Raw genomic sequence first — 17,318 nt, 5'->3', positions numbered from 1 at the left:
TTTATTAGGGATCTGTCATGAAGATGAAGCGCATTGCTGTTTATCTGGTTGGTTTATTTACTGGCGCAGGAATTGCTGTTGCAGTTGTTAGCAATGCGGCTGACTCAATCATTCCTTTTACCTTTAAAGATGGCCAGGTAATTTCAGCGGATACCTTGAATGATCTTGTTGCAAGCATTAACAGCTCAGCACAGGGAGTAAGTACTGAATCCGAGCTCAACGGAAGCTGGACTTGTTCTACTTATGACCCTTCTTCCGCGAGCGCTAAAACAGCGGGGATGCCAAACTCGAACTTTAATACTGATCCAGTTACAGGGCTGCAAAAGTTGGTGAATACTTGGACATTCTCTAACGGTGGAAAAAATCTTTCAATGAACTTAATACCTCTTGGAGGAATTACGGGGAGCGGAAATAATACTGGTGGCTGTACTGGCGTAACTAACTTTACTTACGCTGCAAACGTAGTCGAATCTACGTTAATGTTAAGTTCTACTACTGGCTGTACCGGTGGAAATGGTTATATATTACCGATCATCAAAGCATCTCCATATAAATTTAGAGTGGTTGTAGATAAAACAGTAATTTCTTGTGTGGCTGCTAATCAGCCACCAGCAATCCCAACAAACTTAGTTGCTACTGCTGGAAGTGGTGGAGTCGGCATTAGTTGGACCGATAACGGCGGTAGTCCAACTGGCTTTTCTATCTTGAAGAAAGTTAGTGGAGCATATACCGAAATTGGAACAACTTCAGACACTTCGTACACAGATGCTTCTGGTGCAGTTGGAGCTTTGTATCGCGTGAAGTCAACCAATGCAAATGGCAGCAGCCTTGCTTCAATCGCAGTATTGGCAAACTAAAGTTATGACTAAGCTTATAGCCCTCACTTTTTCTGTAGCTATCATGCTTTCTGCTTGTGGTGGCGGGGGTAGCAGTAGTAGCAGCGGCGGAAATGCAGCTGCGGCTGCCTCATGTAACCAAGCTCCAACCTTGGGCGCTACAACTTTTGGAAATGGATGTTTCAAATAAGTATTTGCTTGTTTGACATTCACCTAAAGTTGTGGACAAAATTTACCAGGTAAATCAGGGCTTTACGAAGCCCTGATTGCATTTTTGTGTTCAAATATCTCTTCACAAAGAGGATATTTGTTGCAAACCATGTTTCTGTCGATACCCCAGTTCTCACGCTTGAACTTGCTAGCGCTCATATGTGCAGCAACTATCTCGGCGTGCGCGGTTGGCCCAGACTTTAAGCAGCCTGAAGCACCAAAGACTTCTTCCTATACAGAAACTCCTTTAGCCAAGAAACTTACGCCTGCTCCAGGAGTTCCGGGCGGTACTGATCAAGAGTTTGTTGAAGGTGCTGATATTGAGGCGCAGTGGTGGGAGCTTTACAAATCTCCTGAGCTTGATGCCCTTATTAAAAGAGCTCTTGAGCAGAATCCGAATTTAGGCGCAGCTGACGCAGCATTGCGTGCAGCACAAGAAAATGTCAATGCACAAATTGGCGGCCAATACTTTCCAGCGATTGGTGTTGGTGCAAATGCTTTAAGACAAAAGCAACCATCTGCTGTCTATGGCATGAATTATGGTTCCGACACTTATAACCTTTACAACACGACAGTCAATGTGACGTATAAGTTGGATGTGTTTGGTGGCGCACGTCGTGCTGTCGAAGGCGCTCGGGCTCAAGCAGAGGTTGCTCAGTTCCAGCTGGAGGGAGCTTATCTTTCGTTAACAGCCAACGTAGTGACTAGCGCAGTTAGAGAAGCGGCATTACGTGCGCAGATGCAAGCCACAGAAGAAATTTTGAAAGCCCAAACCAATCTCGCTGAAGTAACTGAGAAGCAATTAATCATTGGCACGGTTTCAAAAGTGGATGTCACCTCACAGAGAACCTTGGTATCTAATTCTCAAGTAGATCTGTTTAATTACGAAAGAAACCTTGCCTTTGCACGGAATCAATTGGCAGTGCTAGTGGGGGAGATCCCAAGCAATGCAAACATTGCTAAGTTTGATTTAGCTAATTTACATTTGCCAGAAAAGCTTCCTTTATCGGTGCCATCTAGCTTGGTGCGACAGCGCCCTGACGTCCGGGCTGCTGAAGCACAGCTCAAAGCGCAGAATGCTTTTGTAGGCGTAGCTACAGCAAACTTATTGCCACAATTCAATATCACTGGATCGATTGGCGCTGCTTCATTAACCTCTAATGGATTGTTTGGGCCAAACTCTGCGCTATGGTCCTTAGGAGGCGGCATCTTGCAGCCTTTATTCCAGGGTGGTCAGTTACTCGCACAGCGTCGCGGCGCTATCGCCAACTATGAGCTGGCAGCTTTTCAATATCAAGCAACCGTCTTAAATGCATTTCAAGAGGTAGCCAATGCATTGCGGGCACTAGAGACTGGCGCTCAGGCACTTAAGGCCGCATCAGATGCGGAGCGTTATGCCTATGAGACTTTAGATTTAGTGCAACAACAATACAAGTTGGGTACAGCAAGTTATTTAGCAGTGCTTTATTACCAAAATCAGTATCAACAAGCAAAAGTGAAATCCGTTTCAGCACAAGCAACGCGCTTCTCGGATACGGCAGCATTATTTGCAGCACTCGGCGGCGGTTGGTGGAATCGTGAAGGCCCTGCTTTTAAACCAAAAGACATAGCGAACAAAGATCAAAATGAAACTTCTGGAAATCATTAAGAACAAGCTCATCGTAGTTCTTGCCTTGTGGGCTTGGACAAAACGTAAAGCGATTGAGTGGAAATTGCGCGAGAGAGCAATTGCCCTTTGGGAAAAAGCAAAAGCTTTTTGGGCGCGCATGGGCCAAAAATGGCGTGGCACTAAGGCGCATGAAAAATTGATGGCGATGGAGCCGTTACAACGTCGCATGACCATCATGCTCTGCGGTGTATTTCTATTGTTAGGTTTGATCTTTGCTTTTAATCAGTTGAAGACTTTCATGATTAAAACTTTCATTGCCGGCATGGGATTGCCTCCTGCTACGGTATCTACAATGGTTGTTGCTACTTCTGAGTGGCAGCCTAAATTAACTAGCGTTGGTAATGTACGCGCATTTAGAGGTGTAGAGCTAAGCACTGAGCTTGGTGGCTTGGTGCAGACGGTGCCCGTAAAGTCTGGGCAAGACGTTAAAGAGGGCGATCTTCTGATTAAGTTGAATGATGCTTCTGATGTTGCTCAATTAAATTCCCTAAAAGCGATGGCTGATTTGGCTAAGGTCATAAATGAGCGTGATAGACAGCAATTAGCAATTCAGGCAATTAGTAAAAACGTATTTGATACAAGCGCTGCTGATTCAAAATCCAAACAAGCTCAAGTCGAACAGCAAACGGCTTTGGTAGCCAAGAAAAATCTGAAGGCACCGTTTAGTGGGCGCATAGGTATTGTGTCGATTAACCCAGGTCAGTATGTCAATCCTGGCGATAAGTTACTAACACTACAAACCCTTGATCCTATCTTTGTCGATTTCAACTTGCCACAAAATAATGCTGAGCAAATTCAGGTTGGTCAAGAGGTGGTAGTGACAGCCGATGCATTTAAAGATGCAAGTTTCACTGGCAAGATTACCGCCGTGAGTCCAAAGGTTGATACAAATACTCGCAATATTCAAGTAGAGGCGCAGCTAGCCAATCCGGACAAGAAAATTCTGCCGGGCATGTTTGCTAATGTGAACATCAAGCTTGGCGATCAAGTGAAGCTCTTAACCTTGCCTCAGACAGCGGTCACTTACAACCCTTACGGCTCAACAGTATTTATTGCCAAACCAACTGGCAAGAAAGATAAGCAGGGTAACCCTGCTCTTGAGGCGCAACAAGTATTTGTAACCACTGGCTTAACTCGTGGCGATCAAGTGGCCATTCTGAAGGGGGTCGATGAGGGTGCAACTGTTGTCACAAGCGGTCAGCTTAAGCTTAAGAATGGCACGCCATTGATTATTAATAACAAGGTGCAGCCAGCTAACTCACCTGATCCTAAGCCGCAGGAATAAGTAGCAGATGAATTGGACTGACATATTCATCCGTAGGCCAGTGCTCTCCATGGTGGTGAGCGCTTTGATATTGATTTTTGGTTTGAAGGCAATTGGTTCTTTGCCGGTAAACCAGTATCCACAAACGCAGAATGCGATTGTGACGATCACTACTGCCTACTATGGCGCCGATCCAGAGACCATCGCAGGCTTTATTACCCAGCCCTTGGAAGCTTCTATCGCTCAGGCGCAGGGTATTGATTACCTATCTTCGGCTAGCGTGAGTGGTGTTTCTACTATTACTGCTACCTTGAAGTTGAACTACGACTCCAATGCTGCTTTAACGCAGATACAAACCCAAATTAGCGCAGTAAAGAATCAGCTACCCCCTCAGGCACAGCAGCCAATCTTGACGGTGCAAGTTGGTCAATCTACTGCCGCGATGTATATGGGTTTTTATAGCGATGAAATCCCTAACAATGCGATTACCGATTATCTGCTGCGCGTTGTAAAGCCAAAACTTGACTCTGTCGAGGGCGTACAAAATGCGGAGATTACTGGCGGGCGAAAGTTTGCCTTACGTGCCTGGTTAGATCGCGAGAAAATGGCCGGTCTGGGCGTTGGTGCTGATGATGTCTATAGTGCTATGTCTGCCAATAACTATCTATCAGCAGTTGGCAGTACTAAAGGCGATATGGTGTCAGTGGACTTAGTTGCTGGTACAGATTTGCATACGCTTGAAGAGTTTCGTAAGTTAGTCATTAAAAAAGATGGCGCCAATCTTGTGTACCTAGATCAGGTGGCTACTGTCACCTTGGGATCTGAGGACTACAACACCAACGTTGCCTTTAGTGGCAAGAAGTCGGTATTTATTGCGATTAAGGTTGCGCCACAAGCCAACTTATTGGATGTTGCGCAGCGAGTCCGCGATGTAGTACCGGATATTCAGAAGCAGCTACCTATTGGTATGACCGGCAAGATTGTGTACGACTCCACTAAATTTATTACCAGTTCTATTGATGAAGTTGTTTCTACTTTGCTAGAGGCATTGGTCATTGTTACTGTGGTGATCTACCTCTTCTTAGGTAGCGCTCGCGCTGTTGCTGTTCCAGTGATTGCAATGCCTTTATCTTTGATTGGCACATTCTTCTTAATGCAAGTTCTAGGTTATTCGATTAACTTGCTGACTCTTTTGGCCTTGGTATTGGCTATTGGATTGGTAGTAGACGATGCTATCATCGTGGTTGAAAACGTTGACCGCCATATGAAAGAAGGCAAATCTCCGTTAGAGGCATCTTTAATTGCTGCCCGCGAATTAGGCGGCCCAATTTTAGCGATGACGGTAGTGCTGATTGCGGTGTATATCCCGATTGGTTTCCAGGGTGGATTAACAGGCGCACTCTTTACTGAGTTCGCTTTTACTTTGGCTAGTGCAGTAGCGGTTTCAGGATTGATTGCTTTGACGCTATCCCCAATGATGTGCTCTCGCATCTTTACCGAAGAGCAAGAGGCTTCACCTTTTGTACAAAAGATTGATCGTATTTTTGAGAAGGTACATCACAGCTATCAAACCACTTTGCGTGATTTGCTAAGCACTTGGCAGGTCATCATCGTGATGGGTGTTATCTTGTTAGGTGGCGTAGCTTATTTGTACTCAACGGCGCGTGCTGAATTGGCGCCTACAGAAGATCAGGGGATTGTTTTGATGCAAGCATCAGGACCTCCTAATAGTACTGTTACGCAAATGCAGACTTATGCAGATCAAATTTATGCCATTGCAGCAGCAGAGCCAGAATACGAGCAAGCCTTTCAGATTACGAGTCCAACTTCTAGTTTTGGCGGTATCTTGCTTAAAGACTGGGGTGAGCGCAGTCGTAATGCAACGAAGTTTCAAGAAGATATGCAACAGAAATGGAACTCCATTGCTGGTGCACGCGTTGCTGCATTTCAATTTCCTGCATTGCCGGGCGCACAAGGTTTGCCTGTACAGGTGGTAATTAATACAACGGAATCTTATACGGCCTTAAACGAAGTCTCTCAAGCGGTACTTGATAAAGCGCGTCGTAGTGGGAATTTCTTCTTCGTTGATTCCGATTTGAAGATTGATAAGCCGCAAGACGTCTTAGAAATCGATCGAGAAAAAGTAGCAGCTTTGGGAATGACTCAGCAGCAAGTTGGCGCAGCGCTATCTGCGGCCTTGGGTGGTGGTTATGTCAATTACTTTTCGGTGGCTGGGCGCTCTTACCGCGTCATTCCACAGGTGAAACAAGTTGACCGTCTCAATCCGGATCAAATCTTGGATTACTACATTCGTACTCCGAGTGGTGCCATGGTTCAAGCACGCACTATTGCAACCATTAAGCAAAGAGTTGTGCCCCAATCAATTAATCACTTCCAGCAATTGAATTCAGCAACGATTTCTGGTGTAAGCACCCCATTTATCTCCCAAGCAGACTTGTTGGAATTTATGCGTCAGACTCTGAAGGAGGTTGCGCCTAGTGGTTACAGCATGGACTACGCTGGCCCTTCACGCCAATTCATGGCCGAGTCTGGCGGATTTCTGGTAACTATGTTCTTTGCGATCTTGATTGTCTTCTTAGTGCTTGCTGCTCAGTTTGAAAGCTTCCGTGACCCGATCGTGATTTTGGTCTCCGTACCATTGGCGTTATTTGGAGCATTGATCTTTATTAATTTGGGATTCACCACCTTAAACGTCTATACCCAGGTTGGCTTAGTCACGCTCATGGGCTTAATTAGTAAGCACGGTATTTTGATTGTTGAGTTTGCCAATGAACTACAAGAAGCGGGCCGCAGCAAGCTTGATGCGATTGTGGAAGCTAGTAGCGTTCGTTTACGCCCCATTTTGATGACAACTGCTGCGATGGTTTTGGGTGTACTGCCTTTAGTGATTGCTTCTGGGGCTGGTGCTGCAGGACGTAAATCTATGGGCATCGTGATTTTTACTGGACTGTCTATCGGTACGCTATTCACACTCTTTGTGGTGCCAGCAATGTATCTATTTATTGGCGCCGATCACCACGCTAAGAAATTTAAGCAGCAGTAGAGCTGAAAAGACTACTTAATGATGTTGAGTTCTTTATCGGCAAACTCGCTAAAGCGGGTTTCCGATTTCAATTGATTTAACCAGCGCTCAACGTTTTTTAGCTCACTACGTGGACCTGTTTTTTCTGGGAAGGTATCGTTCAATAAAACCCAGCGATGCACTCCTAGGGCCACCACAATATCGCCAATATTAAATTGATTACCCGAACAGTACGCTTGTGTCTCCAGTACTTGATCCAGCAAGCCTAGCGTTTTATTTGTTTCTTGATAATCTTTGCGTATTGCGTCGTAGTTACGCTCGGCTTCAGGAGTTCTGGTTAAGCCTAAAAATGCAGCACGCAATGGGGGCCAAAAAGTTGCCAGCTGCCAATCCATCCACTTTTCGGAGCTGTATTGTGCTGCAACACCTTTTGGAAAACGCCCATTTTTGTCGTATTGCGAAGTTAAGTAACGCAGGATGGTGTTCGACTCCCAGAGCACTACATCGTCAACCTCAATAGTGGGCACTAGTCCGTTCGGATTCATCTTGAGAAACTCTGGCGAATGATTCTTGCCAAACTGTAGTCCAGCATCAATCCGCTCAAAGTCCTTGCCTTCCTTTAGGCCAAGCTCAGCAAGACACCACAATACTTTTTGAACGTTAATAGAACTTTTACGACCCCATAAACGCATCATGGCATTTTCCCTGTGAGGATAAATTGATATTAGCTGGTACTAGCTAGATTTTGATTCAGCGAAATCGAGACCAATAAATTGGCTGCGCGCAAAAATCAGCGGCTCTCGTTCGGGATGATTTTTTAAGTTGATGACTTTAGCAACAATAATGTTGTGATCGCCGCCAATGTGTACGCAAACAGTTTCACATTCATAGTAAGCAACGCAATGATCGATTTGGGTGAGGCCGCTAGCTGCTAGCTTGTGATCAATATCTTTGAACTGCTCTGTTTTGACGGTAGCAAAGTGCATTGCCAAGTTTTCTTGAGAGCGCTCTAGTACGTGAATGAGATGCTTCTTACCGAGCTCAACCCAAGGCATCAGTCGTGAGTGCTTCTTCAGGCTCCACAGAATGAGTGGTGGCTCGAGCGAGACGGTATTAAAAGAACTAATCGTAATGCCGTGAGGATTGCCTTCCTCATCCAAACAAGTGATGACAGTAACCCCCGTTGCAAATGATGCGAAACCTTTGCGTAGCTCTTGTGAGGTAAATGGGGTCATTGGTTTTGCTTACTTGGCTTCAGCTTTTGCAGGGGCTGCTATTGTTGTTCCTGGAATCGGGATCAGGATTTCGTTTTCTTCAGCTTTTACACACTTGAAGCGATATTCTTTGCCCGCTTTGGAAAGAAAGCTTGCGCCCTCATAAAAATCGTCTTTACAGGTCTTCGTGGCGAAATCCATCACATCCTGTGGCGCTGCGCTAGAGCTAATAAGGCGCATATTGCCCATAGACATATTGATCTGAGTGGAATAGCACCCAGTGAGCACCAAGCCAGAAATCGAAGTTAATAGTAGAATTTTTTTCATGGAAACCTCCATAATCAGCAATGCTCGTTAGGATAAACCTATTAAGCAATTGCTGCGGGGAAATACCTCGTTCTAAAAGGAAGAGACATGTTTAAAGCAATATTGGTAAAGAAAGACGATCAAGGCTATCGTGCAGAATTAGCTCAAGTAGATGAAGCCAGCCTCCCGGAGGGGGATGTGCGCGTGAAGGTGCTGTACTCGACGCTCAACTACAAAGATGGCCTGGCTATCACTGGCAAAGGCCCGGTGGTTCGTAGCTTTCCTATGGTGCCTGGAATCGACTTTGCTGGTGAAGTACTAGAAAGCAGTAATCCAGACTTTAAGACTGGCGACATGGTGCTTCTCAATGGTTGGGGAGTCGGCGAGGGGCATTGGGGCGGCTTAGGTCAACAGGCTCGGGTAAAGGGCGACTGGTTAATCCCTTTGCCAAAAGGTCTTACCGCTAAACAGGCTTTAGCCATTGGCACTGCTGGTTATACCGCCATGCTTTGTGTCATGGCATTACAAAAGCACGGCCTTAAGCCTAGCGATGGTGAGGTTTTGGTAACTGGCGCTGCAGGTGGTGTTGGTAGCTTTGCGATCACACTGCTAAGCAAGCTTGGATTTGCGGTGGTTGCTAGTACTGGTCGTCTGGCAGAAGCTGACTACCTCAAAAAATTAGGTGCTACTGAAGTTATCGATCGCGCAACTTTATCCGCTCCTGGCAAGCCGCTGGCAAAAGAGCGCTGGGCTGCAGTGGTTGATAGCGTTGGGAGTCATACCCTGGCTAATGCTTGTGCGCAGACCAAGAGCGATGGCGCTGTAGCTGCCTGCGGATTGGCTCAAGGCATGGACTTTCCTGCGAGTGTTGCGCCATTTATTTTGCGCGGCGTCACTTTGTATGGAGTTAACAGTGTTACTGTGCCACGCGCTAAACGAATTGCTGCCTATGAGCAGTTAGTGAAGTTGGTGGATCTAAAAACTCTAGATGAAATCTCTCATGAAATTTCGCTTGAGGATTCTATTAAGTACGCGCAAGAATTAATGGCAGGAAATGTGCGCGGTCGATTGATTGTCGATGTAAATAAATAAGAGAGTAGTGCAGAAAAAAGATTGGATTTACTGCGGTGCTTGAGGTTTGCGATTTTGTAGTTGTTCCCAGACCTCAAGCTTTTCGGGATTCGTTAGGTCTGACCAATCAGCAATTTCAGAAAGCGTACGATAGCAGCCACGACAGTAACCATTTTCAGGGTTAATGTCACACCAATTAATGCAAGGTGATGGAACTGTTGTCAAAGCAAATCCAGAATTAAAAGATAAAAGAAACAATATTTCATATGAGCACTCAAAACCAAGCAAGCGCTGAAGCTGCGGTCCATTATCCCTTAGGAGACGCGCTTCCGGAAGTGGGCGGCAGCATGGAGGTTGCGCCCGGTGTTCGCTGGATCAGAATGCGCCTACCCTTTGCCTTGGATCACATCAATCTTTGGTTGTTACGCGATGAAATAGACGGCGTATCGGGCTGGACGATTGTGGACTGCGGTATAGCTAACGATGAGACCAGGGCTGCTTGGGAGCAAGTATTTGCTACCCAGCTTGAAGGCTTGCCAGTCTTGCGCGTTATCGTGACACACATGCATCCTGATCATGTGGGCTTGTCACAATGGCTATGTGAGAAGTGGAAGGTCCCCATGTGGATTTCTATGACAGATTATTTAACTGCGCAATGGTTAAGCTGCAAAGAGGGTGGCGCAGCAGTTGGTTCACGCGCAGGTAGTGGCGGTTCTGCAGATCATTTTCAAAGGCATGGTTTAACAGGCGCTGAAGATTTAGAAAAAATTCGGGCGCGTTCTAACTACTACAGCAATATGGTTCCTGGAGTACCGCGTCAATACCGCCGTATTCTCGATGGCGAAATGATTTCGATTGGTGGCCGCTCTTGGCAAGTCATCATGGGCTATGGACATGCGCCCGAGCACGCTTCTCTGTTTTGTAAAGAGATTGGAGTTTTGATCTCCGGCGATATGTTGTTGCCCCGCATTTCTACTAATGTGAGCGTTTATGACGCAGATCCAGACGCCGATCCTCTTGGACTCTATTTAGACTCCATTGAAAAATATTTGGCACTGCCTGAGGATGCGTTGGTGCTGCCATCACACGGTAAACCATTTACCGGCATTAGGCCGCGTGTTGCTCAGTTGAAAGCCCACCATGAAGAGCGTTTGGCTGATGCCTTGGGCGCATGTAAAAAACCGGCACATGCAAGAGAGATTGTGCCGGTTTTGTTTAAACGTGAATTAGATATTCACCAACTCACGTTTGCAATGGGTGAGGCTATTGCTCATCTGAATTACCTACTTCGTCGAGGTAAGTTGCGTCGCCAGCTTTGCGACGACGGCGTGTTGCGGTTTTCCGCGGTTTAGCACTAGTCGTCTTAGTCTCGGATTCTTCGCTAGTGCCTGTTGCTGCTGCACCCGCTGCGGAGACCGCATCACCAAAGGATTTGAGGGCCATCATCGTGGCATGTTGTACTTCAAGGCCTTGAATGGTTGATTTGAGGATGTTGAGGTTCAAATTCAGCCAGTTTTCAACGCTTTTGAGGTCTTTAATCCGCTTTTCAAGCTCATCCACATCTAGACCAGGAAAGGCTGAGGCAAAGCCGCCGCTGGCCTTTGAAGCATCTGCTGTGAAGGGAAATTGCCCAGCCTGACCTGCCGCACCTTGTCCCCACATGGTTTTAAACATTTCTAGGCTTTGATTAAATTCTGGAATGGTTCCAAACATAAGGGCTCCGGGGTAAATGAAAAGTGGCTTTTCCAATAGAATAAGGGATTCTAGAGATTAATCCCGGTTTAACAATGCAATCTAATGGTTTGTCCCAGCCCTATACCCGCGGTCAAGAGCTTCCAGAGCTGTTGAAGCAGCGCATTCTGATTTTGGATGGCGCCATGGGCACCATGATTCAGCAATATAAATTAACCGAAGCGGACTATCGCGGCTTACCAGCCAATACTCGTTTTGCTGATCATCCTGGTGATATCAAAGGCAACAACGAATTGTTAGTTCTCACTCAGCCCCAAATCATTAGCAAAATTCATGAGCAATATTTAGATGCAGGCGCAGACATTATTGAAACAAATACTTTTGGCGCAACTTCAGTAGCGCAAGAAGATTACAAAATGGCTAGCTTGGCTCGTGAGATGAATGAAGTCTCGGCAAGATTGGCGCGAGCTGCTTGCGAAAAATATAGCACTCCCGATAAACCACGTTTTGCTGCCGGTGCAATTGGACCAACGCCAAAGACTGCGAGTATTTCGCCGGATGTAAATGACCCAGGTGCACGCAACGTCACCTTTGATACTTTGCGCGCTTCCTACCGTGAACAAATTGAAGGCTTATTTGCTGGCGGTGTCGATTTATTTTTAGTTGAAACCATTTTCGATACGCTCAATGCTAAAGCTGCACTCTTTGCGCTTGATGAATTTTTTGAAGAGACTGGCGAACGCTTGCCAGTCATGATTTCTGGAACGGTGACTGATGCATCTGGACGAATTCTTTCTGGGCAAACAGTCGAAGCATTTTGGAATAGCCTGCGCCACATCAGGCCGCTCACCTTTGGTTTGAACTGTGCATTAGGTGCTGCATTGATGCGCCCATATATTGCTGAGCTTGCAAGGATTTGCGATGCAGCAGTTTCCTGCTATCCAAATGCTGGCTTGCCTAATCCGATGAGTGATACAGGCTTTGATGAGACGCCAGAAATTACCTCTAGCTTGGTCGACGGATTTGCTAAAGACGGTTTAGTCAATTTGGTTGGTGGTTGTTGCGGTACTACACCTGATCACATTCGCGCTATTGCCAATGCAGTTGCTAAACGCAAGCCTCGTGCTTTCTATAAAGAGAATGCGGAGGCGGCAGCATGAGCAAGATTGAGAAAAAATCGATGCCAGCGATGAAGCTTTCTGGTCTCGAGCCATTTAACGTGACTACCGATGTTGGCTTCGTCAACATTGGTGAGCGTACTAACGTCACCGGCTCTAAAGCATTTTCTCGCATGATTTTGAATAATCAATTTGATGAAGCGCTCGTAGTGGCACGTCAGCAAGTTGAGAATGGTGCGCAAGTTATTGACATCAATATGGATGAGGCGATGTTAGATTCGGAAGCGGCTATGACTCGCTTCTTGAATCTGATTGCATCTGAGCCTGATATTGCTCGTGTTCCGATCATGATCGACTCCTCCAAGTGGAGTGTTATCGAAGCAGGCTTGAAGTGTATCCAAGGCAAGCCGATTGTTAATTCGATCTCCTTGAAAGAAGGCGAAGAGCCTTTCAGAAAGCAAGCGCGCTTAATCCGTCGTTATGGCGCTGCATCTGTAGTGATGGCTTTTGATGAAGTAGGGCAAGCCGATACCTTTAAGCGCAAGACAGAAATCTGCCAGCGTTGCTATGAGATCTTGGTGAATGAAATTGGCTTTCCGGCTGAAGACATTATTTTCGATCCGAATATTTTTGCAATCGCCACTGGTATTGAAGAGCATGATAACTATGCGGTCGACTTTATTAATGCCACGCGTTGGATTAAAGAAAATCTTCCTGGCGCCAAAGTAAGCGGCGGCGTTTCCAATGTGAGCTTCTCTTTCCGCGGCAATGATCGTGTTCGTGAAGCGATTCACACGGTGTTCCTGTATCACGCCATTCAAGCTGGCATGGACATGGGTATTGTGAATGCCGGTCAGTTGGGCGTTTACGCCGATTTGGATCCGGAGTTGCGTGAGCGTGTTGAGGACGTTGTCCTTAATCGCTTTAAAGAAAAAGATGGCAAAACTCCAACAGAACGACTCTTGGATATTGCTGATCAATTCAAGGGCGGTGGTGCTAAGCAGGTTGAGAACTTAGTTTGGCGTGAGGCGCAGGTTCGTGAGCGCTTAACTCATGCTTTGGTGCATGGCATTACAACTTTTATTGAAGAAGATACCGAAGAATTACGCGCAGAAATCATGGGTGGTGGTGGCAGACCAATCGAAGTGATTGAAGGCCCACTCATGGATGGCATGAATGTCGTTGGCGATTTGTTTGGTGCCGGCAAAATGTTCTTGCCTCAAGTGGTGAAGAGCGCCCGCGTGATGAAGCAAGCCGTTGCAATTTTGATTCCATACATTGAGGAAGAGAAACGTCAACATATTGCTGCTGGTGGCGAAGCCAAGGCCAAGGGCAAGATTGTGATGGCTACCGTGAAGGGTGACGTGCACGATATTGGTAAAAATATTGTGACTGTTGTTCTGCAATGTAATAACTTTGAAGTAGCCAATATGGGTGTGATGGTTCCTTGTGCTGAAATTTTGAAGCGCGCCAAGGAAGAGAATGCCGACATTGTTGGTTTATCTGGGCTGATTACTCCTTCATTAGAAGAGATGACTTATGTTGCACAAGAGATGCAGCGTGACGATTGGTTCCGTGAGCGCCAAATTCCTTTGATGATTGGTGGAGCAACTACTTCTCGTGTGCATACTGCTGTGAAGATCGCCCCGCACTACGATGGCCCTGTGGTGTACGTACCTGATGCATCTCGCTCGGTATCTGTTGCCTCTAGTTTGCTTTCGGATGAAAGTGCCAAGAAATTTATTCAAGATTTGCGTGATGACTATGTCCGAATTCGCGAGCAACATGCGAACAAGAAGGCTGCACCAACCATTTCATTACAGGCGGCTCGCAAGAATCGCGAGATGATCGACTGGTCTGCTTATGTTCCAGAAAAGCCGAAGTTTATTGGCCGTCGTGTATTTAAAAACTTTGCGCTGAGTGATATTGCTAAATACATCGACTGGACACCATTCTTCCAGACTTGGGATTTGGCTGGTAAGTTTCCGGCCATCCTGGACGATGAAATTGTTGGGGTTGAGGCGCGCAAGGTATTTGCAGATGCTCAAGCATTACTCGATAAACTGATTAAAGGTCAGTGGCTACAGGCCGATGCCGTTGTTGCTTTTTATCCAGCGAATACGGTTGGTGATGACATTGTTTTATATAGCGATGAAGCTCGAGAGCATCCTTTGTTTGTATGGCACAACTTGCGTCAGCAGTCTGAGCGTCCGGTTGTAGACGGTGTTCGTAGACCTAATCGTTGCTTGGCTGATTACGTTGCACCAAAAGATTCTGGTGTTGCTGATTACCTTGGTTGCTTTGCTGTCACCACGGGTCATGGTGTTGAAAAGAAAGTGGCTGAGTTTCAGGCAAAGCATGATGACTACAGCGCCATTATGTTGAAGGCCTTAGCTGATCGTTTGGCAGAAGCTTTTGCTGAACTCTTGCACCATCGTGTCCGTACCGATCTCTGGGGCTATGCAACTGATGAGATTTTGACTAATGATCAGATGATCAATGAGGAGTACCGCGGTATTCGTCCGGCACCTGGTTATCCTGCTTGCCCTGCGCATGAGGTTAAACAAGATTTGTTACGCGTAATTGGTTCTGAAGATATTGGTATGACTCTGACTGAATCCATGGCTATGAATCCAGCTTCTAGCGTGAGCGGTTTCTATTTAGCTCACCCAGATGCCCGCTACTTCAATGTAGGTAAGCTTTCAGATGATCAAGTTGAAGATTTGGCTAAACGCCGCGGTCAAAGCGTTGAAGATACCCGTCGTCAGCTGGCAAGCCTACTGGACTAAACACCCCACATAACGGGTTCGTCTTTGGCTTTAGCCTGCTTCATAAGCTCCAGGAATGGGTAGGCGCGTTGCCCGAGGCGATCAGCAAGCTTAGGCTTCTCGGCGCCGCCCTCAGTCTCATCGTTTGATTTGGCTCGCTCCTCAAGGTCTTTGAGGATAGCGGTTTCAAGAGCGGTAATGAGTGCTGGGAGTTGCTCTAGCGTAAGGATGCCGCGAGGCTCCAGGGGTCTGCCCAAAATATCAAAAATTCGTTTAGTCAGATCCGCCAGCATGATGACGTCTGGTCCAGCCTTTGAGCGAAATTGATAGATCATTTCGATAGCTTACCACCTGATAAACTCACTTATCTATGTTGTCGACTAATAAAAATCGTTTAATTGAAATGTTGAGCAATGCCCTTGAAGGCATAGCTCAGGAACGCGGCCTAGGCGAAGCGCCTGCCCCACGTCTAGAACGCCCTAAGGCAGTTGATCACGGGGATGTTGCCTGCAATATCGCTCTCCAGCTTTCTAAGGCCTGGAAGCTAAACCCACGCGAGTTAGCACAAGCCTTGGTAGACCGTCTTCAACAGCAGTCAGGCTTTAATGAACTCATTACATCTTGTGAGATTGCTGGTCCAGGCTTTATTAATTTCCGCCTCAGTAATGCTGCCAAGACTGCGGTAGTTCAAGAGATACTTTCTACGGGACCCCATTTTGGAGAGTCCGCTCCAATTGCTGGGTCTGCCCAAAGCGCCATGATTGAGTTTGTCTCTGCCAACCCAACTGGTCCATTACATGTGGGTCACGGAAGACAGGCGGCGCTGGGTGATGCATTGGCTAATTTATTGGCGACCCAAGGCATCAAGGTTCATCGTGAGTTTTATTACAACGATGCCGGTGTGCAGATCGCCAATTTAGCCTTATCAGTTCAGGCTCGCTTACAAGGCTTAAAGCCTGGTGATGCCAAGTGGCCTGAGCAAGCTTATAACGGTGAATACATTGCAGAGATTGCTACAGCATTTAAAACTTCTCCAGAGTTTAGGGATGACATTGAAGCGATTCGCCAATTTGCGGTTGCCTATTTGCGCAATGAACAAGACATTGATTTAAAAACATTCGGTGTGAAATTTGATTGCTACTACTTGGAATCTTCCTTGTATACCGATGGTAGTGTTGCGCAAATCGTTGGCGATTTACAAAGTATTGGTAAGACATATGAGTCCGAAGGCGCTCTCTGGTTAAAGAGTACGGATGATGGCGACGATAAAGATCGAGTCATGCGTAAGTCTGATGGTAGCTTTACTTACTTCGTGCCTGATGTTGCGTATCACACTAGCAAGTGGAATCGTGGCTTTGAGAAGGTGATCAACGTACAGGGTAGTGATCACCACGGCACGATTGCCCGCGTTCGCTCAGGCTTGCAGGGCGTAGCTCAAAAGCGCGGTTGGGAGATTCCCAAAACCTATCCAGACTATGTGCTGCACAAAATGGTTACCGTGATGCGCAATGGTGAAGAGGTGAAAATCTCTAAGCGCGCGGGATCTTATGTAACCGTGCGTGATTTGGTTGAATGGTCTGGCGGCGTTACTCCTGAGATGACGCCTGAAGAAAGAGAATTGGCGTTGCAGCGCGGTCGTGATGCAGTACGCTTTTTCTTGATCTCGCGTAAGGCCGATACAGAATTTGTTTTTGACATTGATTTAGCCTTGCAGCAAAACGATGAGAACCCAGTGTTCTACGTCCAATATGCGCATGCACGAATTAGCTCAATCTTGCAGCAGTGGGGTGGACAGACATCCGATTTAGCTAAGGCCGATCTATCACTCTTGCAAAGCAAAGCTTCCGATCATTTACTACGTCGTTTAGCAGAATATCCAGAGGTATTGACTGCCGCTGCAGAAGAATTGGCTCCGCATGCATTGGCTTTTTACCTGCGTGACTTAGCGGGTGATTTCCATGCTTTCTATAACGCCGATCGCGTATTGGTGGATGATCAGAATCTAAAACAGGCCCGCCTTGCTTTGCTTTTAGCAACTCGCCAAGTATTGCAAAATGGCCTAAAAGTACTCGGGGTATCTGCGCCAGCAAAGATGTAATGGCGGGGTATGAAGTGTGGATGTAAGAT

The 17,318-nt window shown here is 46.5% G+C and carries 16 protein-coding genes; 10 read left to right on the top strand and 6 right to left on the bottom strand.

The genetic code is table 11. The annotated features are described in order from the left end of the window. The first annotated feature begins 17 nt into the window (after positions 1-17). The 5 genes from ICN18_RS02125 (at position 18) to ICN18_RS02105 (ending at position 7,043) form a co-directional block, all read left to right on the top strand. Complete coding sequence (locus ICN18_RS02125; RefSeq protein ID WP_216188901.1) at positions 18-857, top strand: fibronectin type III domain-containing protein; 840 nt, start codon at positions 18-20, stop codon at positions 855-857. Positions 858-861: 4 nt separating this feature from the next. Further along, the gene (locus ICN18_RS02120) at positions 862-1,026 is read left to right on the top strand and encodes a hypothetical protein (RefSeq protein WP_216188900.1); all 165 of its coding nucleotides are present in this window, start codon (positions 862-864) and stop codon (positions 1,024-1,026) included. A 129-nt stretch (positions 1,027-1,155) separates the two neighbouring features. Beyond that, positions 1,156-2,694: an efflux transporter outer membrane subunit gene (locus ICN18_RS02115; RefSeq protein ID WP_216188899.1), complete on the top strand. Its 1,539-nt coding sequence runs from the start codon at positions 1,156-1,158 to the stop codon at positions 2,692-2,694. A 166-nt stretch (positions 2,695-2,860) separates the two neighbouring features. After that, complete coding sequence (locus ICN18_RS02110) at positions 2,861-4,000, top strand: efflux RND transporter periplasmic adaptor subunit (RefSeq protein WP_369411866.1); 1,140 nt, start codon at positions 2,861-2,863, stop codon at positions 3,998-4,000. 7 nt (positions 4,001-4,007) lie between these two features. Continuing rightward, entirely contained in the window at positions 4,008-7,043 is a 3,036-nt protein-coding gene (locus ICN18_RS02105) for an efflux RND transporter permease subunit (protein WP_216188897.1), read from the top strand. 11 nt (positions 7,044-7,054) lie between these two features. On the opposite strand, the gene ICN18_RS02100 is transcribed toward ICN18_RS02105, so the two are convergent. The 3 genes from ICN18_RS02100 to ICN18_RS02090 are packed head-to-tail and all read right to left on the bottom strand — an operon-like array spanning position 7,055 to position 8,563. Further along, the gene (locus ICN18_RS02100; RefSeq protein WP_216188896.1) at positions 7,055-7,717 is read right to left on the bottom strand and encodes a glutathione S-transferase family protein; all 663 of its coding nucleotides are present in this window, start codon (positions 7,715-7,717) and stop codon (positions 7,055-7,057) included. A gap of 39 nt (positions 7,718-7,756) precedes the next feature. Next, positions 7,757-8,257 (bottom strand): flavin reductase family protein, encoded by a 501-nt coding sequence (locus ICN18_RS02095; protein ID WP_216188895.1) that lies wholly within the window; start codon positions 8,255-8,257, stop codon positions 7,757-7,759. A 9-nt stretch (positions 8,258-8,266) separates the two neighbouring features. Further along, complete coding sequence (locus ICN18_RS02090; RefSeq protein ID WP_216188894.1) at positions 8,267-8,563, bottom strand: hypothetical protein; 297 nt, start codon at positions 8,561-8,563, stop codon at positions 8,267-8,269. 87 nt (positions 8,564-8,650) lie between these two features. Between ICN18_RS02090 and acuI the strand changes: the two genes are divergently transcribed. Next, complete coding sequence (gene acuI, locus ICN18_RS02085; protein WP_216188893.1) at positions 8,651-9,634, top strand: acrylyl-CoA reductase (NADPH); 984 nt, start codon at positions 8,651-8,653, stop codon at positions 9,632-9,634. Positions 9,635-9,661: 27 nt separating this feature from the next. Here the strand turns inward: acuI and ICN18_RS02080 are convergent, their stop codons facing one another. After that, positions 9,662-9,838, bottom strand: coding sequence for a DUF1289 domain-containing protein (locus tag ICN18_RS02080; RefSeq protein WP_216188892.1), 177 nt, complete (start codon positions 9,836-9,838; stop codon positions 9,662-9,664). Positions 9,839-9,879: 41 nt separating this feature from the next. On the opposite strand from ICN18_RS02080, the gene ICN18_RS02075 reads away from it, so the two are divergent. After that, positions 9,880-10,965, top strand: coding sequence for an MBL fold metallo-hydrolase (locus ICN18_RS02075; protein ID WP_216188891.1), 1,086 nt, complete (start codon positions 9,880-9,882; stop codon positions 10,963-10,965). Here the strand turns inward: ICN18_RS02075 and ICN18_RS02070 are convergent. Further along, on the bottom strand, positions 10,877-11,326 hold the full coding sequence (locus ICN18_RS02070) for a PhaM family polyhydroxyalkanoate granule multifunctional regulatory protein (protein WP_216188890.1): 450 nt from the start codon (positions 11,324-11,326) through the stop codon (positions 10,877-10,879). The two genes, ICN18_RS02075 and ICN18_RS02070, sit on opposite strands and share 89 nt — an antisense overlap. A gap of 74 nt (positions 11,327-11,400) precedes the next feature. Here ICN18_RS02070 and ICN18_RS02065 point away from each other — a divergent pair, with 74 nt between their 5' ends. Both ICN18_RS02065 and metH read left to right on the top strand, forming a co-directional pair. Next, complete coding sequence (locus ICN18_RS02065) at positions 11,401-12,465, top strand: homocysteine S-methyltransferase family protein (protein ID WP_216188889.1); 1,065 nt, start codon at positions 11,401-11,403, stop codon at positions 12,463-12,465. Further along, complete coding sequence (gene metH, locus ICN18_RS02060; RefSeq protein WP_216188888.1) at positions 12,462-15,212, top strand: methionine synthase; 2,751 nt, start codon at positions 12,462-12,464, stop codon at positions 15,210-15,212. Before ICN18_RS02065 ends, metH begins: the two co-directional genes overlap by 4 nt. On the opposite strand, the gene ICN18_RS02055 is transcribed toward metH, so the two are convergent. Further along, positions 15,209-15,526 carry a DUF1840 domain-containing protein gene (locus ICN18_RS02055; protein ID WP_216188887.1) on the bottom strand — a complete coding sequence of 106 codons (318 nt, stop codon included), beginning with the start codon at positions 15,524-15,526 and terminating at the stop codon, positions 15,209-15,211. The genes metH and ICN18_RS02055 overlap by 4 nt on opposite strands. Before the next feature lie 35 nt (positions 15,527-15,561). On the opposite strand from ICN18_RS02055, the gene argS reads away from it, so the two are divergent. Continuing rightward, positions 15,562-17,289 (top strand): arginine--tRNA ligase, encoded by a 1,728-nt coding sequence (argS, locus tag ICN18_RS02050; protein ID WP_216188886.1) that lies wholly within the window; start codon positions 15,562-15,564, stop codon positions 17,287-17,289. Positions 17,290-17,318: the final 29 nt, after the last annotated feature.

The sequence above is a fragment of the Polynucleobacter parvulilacunae genome, from assembly GCF_018881715.1.
In the GTDB taxonomy this organism is placed as follows: Bacteria; Pseudomonadota; Gammaproteobacteria; order Burkholderiales; family Burkholderiaceae; genus Polynucleobacter; species Polynucleobacter parvulilacunae.
Note: the sequence above shows the minus strand (reverse complement) of the source record. Positions and strands in the feature narration are given on the sequence as shown.

Coding starts and splice junctions, on each gene's coding strand:
- ICN18_RS02120 (WP_216188900.1), top strand. CDS start 862: ATGACTAAGCTTATAGCCCTCACTTTTTCTGTAGCTATCATGCTTTCT.
- ICN18_RS02100 (WP_216188896.1), bottom strand. CDS start 7,717: ATGATGCGTTTATGGGGTCGTAAAAGTTCTATTAACGTTCAAAAAGTA.
- argS (WP_216188886.1), top strand. CDS start 15,562: ATGTTGTCGACTAATAAAAATCGTTTAATTGAAATGTTGAGCAATGCC.
- ICN18_RS02095 (WP_216188895.1), bottom strand. CDS start 8,257: ATGACCCCATTTACCTCACAAGAGCTACGCAAAGGTTTCGCATCATTT.
- ICN18_RS02105 (WP_216188897.1), top strand. CDS start 4,008: ATGAATTGGACTGACATATTCATCCGTAGGCCAGTGCTCTCCATGGTG.
- ICN18_RS02115 (WP_216188899.1), top strand. CDS start 1,156: ATGTTTCTGTCGATACCCCAGTTCTCACGCTTGAACTTGCTAGCGCTC.
- ICN18_RS02070 (WP_216188890.1), bottom strand. CDS start 11,326: ATGTTTGGAACCATTCCAGAATTTAATCAAAGCCTAGAAATGTTTAAA.
- metH (WP_216188888.1), top strand. CDS start 12,462: ATGAGCAAGATTGAGAAAAAATCGATGCCAGCGATGAAGCTTTCTGGT.
- acuI (WP_216188893.1), top strand. CDS start 8,651: ATGTTTAAAGCAATATTGGTAAAGAAAGACGATCAAGGCTATCGTGCA.
- ICN18_RS02055 (WP_216188887.1), bottom strand. CDS start 15,526: ATGATCTATCAATTTCGCTCAAAGGCTGGACCAGACGTCATCATGCTG.
- ICN18_RS02125 (WP_216188901.1), top strand. CDS start 18: ATGAAGATGAAGCGCATTGCTGTTTATCTGGTTGGTTTATTTACTGGC.
- ICN18_RS02110 (WP_369411866.1), top strand. CDS start 2,861: ATGGAGCCGTTACAACGTCGCATGACCATCATGCTCTGCGGTGTATTT.
- ICN18_RS02075 (WP_216188891.1), top strand. CDS start 9,880: ATGAGCACTCAAAACCAAGCAAGCGCTGAAGCTGCGGTCCATTATCCC.
- ICN18_RS02065 (WP_216188889.1), top strand. CDS start 11,401: ATGCAATCTAATGGTTTGTCCCAGCCCTATACCCGCGGTCAAGAGCTT.
- ICN18_RS02090 (WP_216188894.1), bottom strand. CDS start 8,563: ATGAAAAAAATTCTACTATTAACTTCGATTTCTGGCTTGGTGCTCACT.